The sequence below is a fragment of the Trichococcus sp. genome (assembly GCF_049684335.1).
Classification (GTDB): domain Bacteria; phylum Bacillota; class Bacilli; order Lactobacillales; family Aerococcaceae; genus Trichococcus.
The window spans coordinates 1-1,538 of the sequence record NZ_JBAVFV010000052.1 but is presented as its reverse complement, the minus strand read 5'-3'; the positions used below and the strand labels follow the sequence as shown (position 1 = coordinate 1,538).

Below are 1,538 nucleotides of genomic sequence, written 5' to 3'. Positions count from 1 at the left end.
GTCCTAGTCTAACGACCGACACAAACAAATAGAAAAAAAGAGAAGCGGCCGCCCCAACGAGGCAATCGCTTCTCTTTTCTACTTTACAGTTTATTTGCTCATGTCTTCCAATTGGAAATGGATGGTTTCCATCGCTTGCAGCAAAGCTTCTGCTGTATCCAAAGAGGTCAAACAAGGAATGTTGTTTTCGACTGCTTCGCGGCGGATCAAGAATCCGTCGGTCTCGCTCGTCTTGCCTTCCGTCATCGTATTCACGACCAGGTTGATGCGGCCGTCGCGGATGGCATCAAGAATGTCGTTGCTGTTCTCATTGATTTTCTCAATGACATCAACTTTGATTCCTTCTGCTTCCAACGCTTTACCGGTACCTGTTGTAGCAACGATGTGGTAGCCTAACGAAATCAAGCGTTTCGCCAATGGGATGATTTCTTCTTTGTCTTTATCCGATACCGTCATCAACGCTGTACCGTAATCAGGCACATTCACGCCGGATGCGATGAAGCCTTTATACAAAGCTTTCGGCAAGTTGACGTCTTTACCGATGATCTCTCCGGTAGACTTCATTTCCGGTCCCAGTACGGTGTCTACTTTCTTCAGTTTACTGAAACTGAAGACTGGCATCTTCACGTATACGCCTGATTTAGACGGAACCAGACCTGTCTTGTAACCCATATCCTTCAGCTTCAGGCCTAGGATTCCTTTTGTGGCCAACTTCGCCATCGGAATACCAGTCACTTTGCTCAGGAACGGGATCGTCCGGCTCGCGCGCGGGTTCACTTCGATGATGTAGACCACGCCTTCGCTGATGACAAACTGGATGTTCACCAAACCAATGGTGTTCAAGCCTTGCGCCACACGGATCGTATAATCCTCGATCGTTTGGATCAATTCAGGTGACAGGTTTTGCGGCGGGTAAACAGCGATTGAGTCGCCCGAGTGGACGCCGGCACGTTCAATGTGTTCCATGATGCCCGGGATCAGGACGGTTTCGCCGTCGCAGATCGCATCGACTTCCAGTTCTTGTCCGATCAGGTAATGATCGACCAGGACTGGACGCTCGGGACTGGCCACGACCGCTTCGCGCATGTATTTCTCAAGGTCTGGTTGGTTGTAGACGATCTGCATCGCCCGTCCGCCCAATACGTAGGATGGACGCACCAAGACCGGATACCCGATTTCGTCGGCAACTGCGACCGCTTCTTCAACGGTCACGGCTGTTTTGCCGGGTGCTTGCGGGATATCCAAGTCGCGCAACAACTGTTCGAACAGTTTGCGGTCTTCGGCGCGGTCCAGATCTTCCAGGCTTGTACCCAGAATCTTCACGCCGTGTTTTACTAATTTGTCGGCCAGGTTGATGGCCGTTTGGCCACCGAACTGCACAACAACGCCCAGCGGTTGTTCCAGGTCGATAATGGCCATCACGTCTTCTTCGGTCAAGGGTTCAAAATACAGTTTGTCGGAGATCGAGAAGTCCGTCGAAACGGTTTCCGGGTTGTTGTTGACGACGATTGCTTCGTAGCCGGCTTCCTGGATCGCCC

The 1,538-nt window shown here is 51.4% G+C and carries 1 protein-coding gene; it reads right to left on the bottom strand.

Annotation, left to right across the window (positions count from 1 at the left end; genetic code table 11):
- Positions 1-90 precede the first annotated feature (90 nt).
- Positions 91-1,538 (bottom strand): carbamoyl-phosphate synthase large subunit (gene carB, locus WBM30_RS09520; RefSeq protein ID WP_424900492.1); only part of this gene is annotated, 1,448 nt, incomplete at its 5' end.